Annotated in this window: 1 protein-coding gene; it reads left to right on the top strand. The window is 47.2% G+C overall.

The window, feature by feature from the left end:
• Window positions 1-257 precede the first annotated feature (257 nt).
• The coding region (locus tag PX481_RS03710; RefSeq protein ID WP_288093703.1) for an Hsp70 family protein at window positions 258-1188 on the top strand (931 nt) is incomplete at its 3' end.

Below are 1188 nucleotides of genomic sequence, written 5' to 3'. Positions count from 1 at the left end.
GGAATCCCTTACTCTAGAGATTAATGACACTATCTGTTAAAATCAGGTTAGCGATCACTATACAGCCAACTCTACGGAATTGCTCTACTCCAGATACAGTCAACGGTACAGCCATTTTCAAGTGAAAAATGTACCCAGTAGTCTCTTTTCAATTTTTTCTGAGAAGCGACCTGCAGTAAGGGTTTTGTTAATTTTTTGGTATTTACGTATGGGGGAAGTCCAGGTATCCTATTAACTATCGTTATTATTAGAGCGTCATGGGAAAAGTCATCGGCATCGACTTAGGGACAACCAACAGTTGTGTTGCGGTACTCGAAGGAGGTCAGCCGATTATAGTTCCTAACTCGGAAGGGGGAAGGACAACTCCTAGTATCGTGGGATTCGGCAAAGGCCAGCGCCTAGTGGGACAACTGGCCAAACGTCAAGCGGTCACTAATGCCGAAAATACCGTCTATAGCATCAAACGCTTTATCGGTAGGCGTTGGCAAGACACCGAGGTAGAAAGGGGACGAGTTGCCTATCATTGCCAACGCGGTCGCGATGATACCGTCAATATCAAAATTCGCGATCGGGAATTTACCCCCCAAGAAATCTCGGCCATGATCCTGCAAAAATTAAAGGCCGATGCTGAGGCCTATCTGGGAGAACCGATTAACGAGGCCGTGATTACAGTTCCCGCCTATTTTACCGATGCCCAACGTCAGGCCACTAAAGACGCGGGGATAATCGCAGGACTAGAAGTATTAAGAATTATTAACGAACCCACCGCCGCCGCCCTAGCCTACGGTTTAGATAAACAAAACGAAGATCAACATATCCTCGTTTTTGACCTAGGGGGAGGAACCTTCGACGTTTCCATCCTGCAACTGGGAAAGGGAGTCTTTGAAGTGAAAGCCACCGCCGGCAATAACCATCTTGGGGGGGACGATTTTGATAACCTCTTAGTGCGGTGGCTGGTGGAGAACTTTCAAAGCCAAGAAAACATCGATCTATCCAGCGATCGCATGGCGATCCAAAGACTGCGAGAAGCCGCCGAAAAAGCCAAAATCGAGCTTTCTAGCCTGATTACCACCTCGATCAATCTCCCCTTCATCGCCGCCGACGAAACTGGACCTAAACACCTAGAATTGGAAATAACTCGCGCTAAATTCGAGGAATTAACCAGAGAATTAGTGGAAAAAACCCTCG

This window comes from Microcystis sp. M53603_WE2, assembly GCF_030065435.1.
Note: the sequence above shows the minus strand (reverse complement) of the source record. Positions and strands in the feature narration are given on the sequence as shown.